General features: G+C 65.0%; 5 protein-coding genes. All 5 read right to left on the reverse strand.

Annotated features, from left to right (window positions below; genetic code table 11):
• A partial coding sequence (locus tag EOA23_RS30855; protein ID WP_145966528.1) for a transposase occupies window positions 1-234 on the reverse strand: 234 nt, incomplete at its 3' end.
• Between the two features lie 239 nt (window positions 235-473).
• Entirely contained in the window at window positions 474-2,921 is a 2,448-nt protein-coding gene (locus EOA23_RS30860) for an FAD-dependent oxidoreductase (RefSeq protein ID WP_127306897.1), read from the reverse strand.
• On the reverse strand, window positions 2,918-4,099 hold the full coding sequence (locus tag EOA23_RS30865; protein ID WP_127306898.1) for a pyridoxal phosphate-dependent aminotransferase: 1,182 nt from the start codon (window positions 4,097-4,099) through the stop codon (window positions 2,918-2,920). The genes EOA23_RS30860 and EOA23_RS30865 overlap by 4 nt, the downstream gene beginning before the upstream one ends.
• Complete coding sequence (locus EOA23_RS30870) at window positions 4,099-4,998, reverse strand: homocysteine S-methyltransferase family protein (protein WP_127306899.1); 900 nt, start codon at window positions 4,996-4,998, stop codon at window positions 4,099-4,101. Before EOA23_RS30870 ends, EOA23_RS30865 begins: the two co-directional genes overlap by 1 nt.
• The coding region (locus EOA23_RS30875) for an aminomethyltransferase family protein (protein ID WP_145966529.1) at window positions 4,995-5,611 on the reverse strand (617 nt) is incomplete at its 5' end. The genes EOA23_RS30875 and EOA23_RS30870, both read right to left, overlap by 4 nt.

Raw genomic sequence — 5,611 nt, forward strand, 5'->3', positions numbered from 1 at the left:
CGGCTTCCTCTTTGGGAAGAGGACTGCGGCCGCTCTTTGCAGATTGTAGCCGCAGCCGGCAAGCATGCACTGCGTCCGGTTGGTCGCAAGGTTGAAGAAGCGCAGTCGCCGCATGCCGTAGCGCTGTCTGAACACTGCAAACGGCCGCTCCACTGCCGCCCGCACCTTCGAGATCAGCCGGTTGCGCTGCTTCTGACGCGGTGTCAGCGGATGGTGCTTGTTGGCTCTGTGCATCAGCCGGTCCCCGTCCTGGTCCGCTGCGCTGACCAAGAAGCGCCTTGATCGGCACCCAGTCGATCACTCGCGCGATCTGGTCAAGCTCCGTCACATCCGACCACACCAGCCCATCCGCAAGGCTCAGTTGTCCAAGCACGCGATCGACCATCCGAATCATCTCCCCTTCATTCCTGACCTACAGAATCACCAACTCAGTTCCGTGCAAAGCCCTCACAAGGGGAGAAGGAGACGCCGCGCTACATCTTCACCCGTTCCGCTTTCGGATCATACATCGGCTTCAGCGATGCCTCCGCCGCGAAGCGTTCTCCTGCGATCTCCACCTCGTAGGAAGAACCCAGCACATCCGCCTCGCTCTCGCCCTCGCACGGCACGTAGCCAAGCCCGATCGCGCCGCCGAGATGGTGGCCGTAATTGCCTGAGGTGATCGGGCCGACGATCCGGCCGTCGCGCAGAATGGCCTCGTTGTGGAACAGAAGGGGCTGAGGATCCTTCAGGCGGAACTGCACCAGCCGGCGTGACAGGCCGGCTTCCTTCTTCCTGAGCACGGCATCGCGGCCGATGAAGCCGGCTTTGCTGGTTTTCACCGCGAAGCCCAGGCCGGCCTCCAACACATTGTCCTCGTCGGTGATGTCGTGGCCGAAATGGCGGAAGGCCTTTTCGATGCGGCAGGAATCCAGCGTATGCAGACCGCAGAGCTTCAGGCCGACATCGGCGCCGGCTTCAGCGATCGCCTCGAAGACATGGGCGGCCTGCTCGGTCGAGACATAGAGTTCCCAGCCAAGCTCGCCGACATAGGTGACGCGGTGGGCGCGGGCCAGCCCCATGCCGATCTCGATCTCCTGGAAGGTGCCGAACGGATTGACCTCGTTGGAGAAATCGTTCGGGCTGACGTTCTGGATCAGCTTTCTCGCCTCCGGCCCCATGACGCAGATCACGGCTTCGGCGGCGGTCACGTCGGTGATGACGACGAACTCGTCGGCGACATGCTTTCTCAGCCAGGCAAGGTCGCGCCGCAACGTGGCGCCCGGCACGACCAGGAAATAGGCCGTCTCCGACAGCCGCGTCACGGTGAGGTCGCTCTCGATGCCGCCGCGCTGGTTGAGCATCTGGGTGTAGACGATCCTGCCTGGCGCCACGTCCATGTCGTTGGCGCAGAGCCTTTGCAGGAAGGCGCAGGCGTCGCGGCCCTCCACACGAATCTTGCCGAAGGAGGTCATGTCGAACAGGCCGACGCCGTTGCGCACGGCGAGGTGCTCCTCGCGCTGGTTGTCGAACCAGTTCTGCCGCTTCCAGGAATAACGGTATTCGCGTTCCTGGCCGTCACGTGCGAACCAGTTGGCGCGCTCCCAGCCGGCGACTTCGCCGAAGACGGCGCCTCGGGCCTTGAGGTGCTCGTGCAGCGGCGACCGCCGCACGCCGCGCGAGGTCGCCATCTGGCGGTAGGGGAAATGGTCGGCATAGAGCAGGCCGAGCGTTTCGGACACCCGCTCCTTGAGATAGCGGCGGTTCTTCTGGAAGGGCTGGGCGCGGCGGATGTCGACCTCCCAGAGATCGAAGGGCGCCTCGCCGTCGTTGATCCATTGTGCCAGCGCCATGCCGGCGCCGCCGGACGACACGATGCCGATCGAATTGTAGCCGGTCGCCATCCAGTAACCGGCAAGTTCCGGCGCTTCGCCGAGATAGTAGCGATCGTCGGGCGTGAAACTCTCGGGGCCGTTGAAGAAGGTATGGATGCCGGCGGTGCCCAGCATCGGCATGCGGTTGACTCCCATTTCGAGGATCGGCTCGAAATGATCCATGTCCTCGGGCAGCTGGTCGAAGCAGAAATCCTCGCGGATGCCGTTCATGCCCCAGGGTTTTGCGACCGGCTCGAAGGCGCCGAGCATCATCTTGCCGGCGTCCTCCTTGTAGTAGGCGCATTCATCCGGCACGCGCAGCACCGGAAGACGGGAGAGGCCGGGGATCGGCTCGGTGACGAGATAGAAATGCTCGCAGGCATGCAGCGGGATGGTGACGCCGTTCTGCCGTCCCAACTCGCGCGCCCACATGCCGGCGCAGTTGACGACGATGTCGGTCTCGATCGTGCCCTGATCCTCGCCCTGCGCCCAGGAGACCCCGGAGACGCGACCATTCTTCGTGTGAACCTTGGTGACCTTGACGTTCTCGATGATTGTCGCGCCGCGCTGGCGCGCGCCCTTGGCCAGCGCCATGGCGATGTTGGCCGGGTCGCACTGGCCGTCGAGCGGCAGATGCACCGCGCCGACCACGTCCGAGACATTGATATGCGGGTACATCTCCTTGACCTCGCTCGGCGAAATCTCGCGCACGTCGACGTCGAAGGCGCGGGCAAGCGAGGCCTGCCGATAGATCTCGTGCTTGCGCTCTTCGGTCAGCGCGACGGTGATCGAGCCGACCTGGCGCATGCCAGTGCCGACATCGGTCTCGGCCTCCAGCTGGACGTAGAGGTCGGCCGAGTATTTCGCCAGCCGCGTCATGTTCTGCGAGGCGCGCAGCTGGCCGATCAGGCCGGCCGCATGCCAGGTGGTGCCTGAGGTGAGCTGCTTGCGCTCCAGGAGCACGATGTCGGTCCAGCCGAGCTTGGCCAGATGATAGGCGACCGAGCAGCCGGAGACGCCGCCGCCGATGATGACGGCGCGGGCTTTTGTCGGAACAGTCTTGGTCATGCGGCCTCGCGGCGATAGTTGGAGGCGAAGCGGCGCAGGCGAAGCGCGGCTTCCTTGAGGATGGGCTCGGGCTGGCAGAGGCTGATGCGGATGTGCCCGGCGGCGGCTTCGCCGAAGCTCGACCCGGGCATGACGCCGACCTTCTCCTTGTCGAGCAGGCCCCAGGCGAATTTCTCGTCGTCGGGCTCGATGGCGGAGATATCGAGCATGACATACATGCCGCCTTCCGAGCCGTGCACGGTGACGTCGTTCATGCCGCGCACAGCCTCCAGCATCAGGGCGCGGCGCGTCGCGTAGCGCTCGGCGATCTCTTTCACGCCATAGTGGTTCTCGAGCGCTTCGGCGCAGGCGATCGAGATGAAGGCCGGCAGGCCGTAGGTCGTCACGAGGTTGAGATCGGTGAGCAGCCGGATCATCTCTGTCGGGCCGGTCAGCCAGCCCATGCGCCATCCCGTCATGCCGTGGCTTTTCGACATCGAGTTGATGACCAGCGTGCGCTCGGCCATGCCGGGCAGCGAGCGCGGCGAGATGTGCTCGCCGCCACCGAGCGTCCAGTAGACCTCGTCGGACAGCAGCCAGAGATCGTGCTCCTTGCAGATTTCGGCGAGTTCTTCCAGCCGCTCGCGCGAATAGACAGCACCGGTCGGGTTGTTCGGCGTGTTGATCAGGATGGCGCGGGTGTTGGGCTTCAGCGCGGCGCGGATCATGTCCGCACGGGGCTGGAACCCATCCTCCGCTGGCGTCTCGACCACGGTGAAGGTCGCGCCGGCGGCGCTGAAGGTGTTGGGGTAGGTGGCGTAATAAGGCGCAACAACGATGGCGTGGTCGCCAGGATCCAGCACGGTCTGCACAGCGGCGTAAAGTGCTGCCTGGCCGCCTTGGGTGGCGATGATCTCGTCCGGCTCCGTCTCGATGCCGGTGCAGGCGGTGGATGCCGCCGCCATTGCCTTGCGCAGGCGCGGCAGGCCGGGCAGCGGCGTATAGTTATGATTGCTGCCACGCACGGCGTTGACACAGGCTTCGATCGTTTGCGAGGGCGTGTCGAAGTCGTGGTCGCCGACCGACAGCATGATGATGTCCTCGCCGGCCTGCTGGCGGGCCCAGGCGGCCGAATGGACCTCCCAGCCGTCCTTGCCCGACGGAACGATAGCGGTAATGCGCTTCGATGGTCTTGGCATCAGGAAACTCCCGAAATCCGATGGCCGGCCTGTTCGAGCCGGTCGCGCAATGCAGCGATATGAGTCGGGCCAACCTCGCAGCAGCCGCCGACGATGCCGGCGCCGGCTTCGACCCAGCCAATCGCCTGGTCGGCATAGGCCTGCGGGTCGAGGTCGTGGCGGGCGTGCAGCACATCGACCGTGCCGCCATGTTTCAGCGCTTCGACCGAGGTGAAGCCATTGGCATAGGCGCCGACAGGCCCGCCAAGCGCGATCAGTTCGGACATTGCGGCGGTCACTGCTTCCGGCCGACAGCAATTGATCAGCCTGGCGGCGACCGACAGGTCGCCGAGCGCGGCTGAAGCCGCAGCGATCGTTTCGCCGCTGCGCAGGCGCGGTGCGCCATGGTCGGAGAGCGTCCAGGACACCCATACAGGCTTGCCGCTTTCCGAGGCCGCGGTGACGGCCGCGCGTGCCTCCTCTGCTGAGGCCATCGTCTCGCAGAGAAACAGGTCAACGCCGTCCGCCTGTTCGGCGACGATGCGGCGATAGATGTCGAGCGTCTCTTCGAAAGAGATGGTCAGAGCCGGTGCGTAGCTGCCGAAGAGAGGCGACAAGCAACCGGCGATCGCAGTGTCGCCCGCTTCGTCGCGAGCCTGCGTCGCCAGTTGGATGCCGCGCTTCTGCAAAGGCCGGAACAGGTCCTCCGCGCCCTCGCGCGCCAGGCGCTCCGGCGTTGCCGCATAGGTGTTGATGGTGATGACGCGCGCACCTGCCTTGATGAATTCGACATGCAGGTCGCGGACCAGATCCGGCTCGTCGATCAGCACCCTGGCCGACCAAAGCGGCGTCGGCTCGGATTTGCTGCGCCGGACCAGTTCCTGACCCATGCCGCCATCGGTGAGGATGACGGAAGTCATGCGCGCAATCTCTCGTTCTTCGGATCCCATAGCGGCTCGTCCTTCTGCACGATGGCTTTGAAGCGATCGCCAAAGATCTCGACTTCGACCGCCGTGCCCGGCTCGGTCAGGTCGGTGCGCAGCATGCCGAGCGCGATCGACTTGCCGACGCGGTGGCCCCAGCCGCCTGAGGTCGTCTCGCCGACGATCTTGCCATCATGCCAGAGCGTCGACATGTAGGGCGCGTCGCAGTCGCCGGGGTTCTCGACGACCAGCGTGACGAAGCGCTTCTTCACGCCCTGCTGTTTCTCATTGAGCAAGGCCGCCTTGCCGCGGAAATCGGGCTTGTCCCATTTGACGAAGCGCTCCAGCCCGCCCTGCAGGATCGAATAGTCGGTCGACAGATCGCCCTTCCAGGTGCGGTAGCCTTTTTCCAGGCGCAGCGAATCCAGCGCGTACATGCCGAAGGGTTTCAGGCCGTGCTTCTGGCCGGCGGCCCAGACGGCGTCGAAGACCGCCAACGTATCGGCAACCTTGGTGTGGATTTCCCAGCCGAGCTCGCCGGCGAAGGAGACGCGCACCAGCTTCGCCCAGCGCCCGGCGATGGTGGTTTCCTGATGCGTCAGCCAAGGCC

Source organism: Mesorhizobium sp. M2A.F.Ca.ET.042.01.1.1 (assembly GCF_003997405.1).
Taxonomy (GTDB): Bacteria; Pseudomonadota; Alphaproteobacteria; order Rhizobiales; family Rhizobiaceae; genus Mesorhizobium.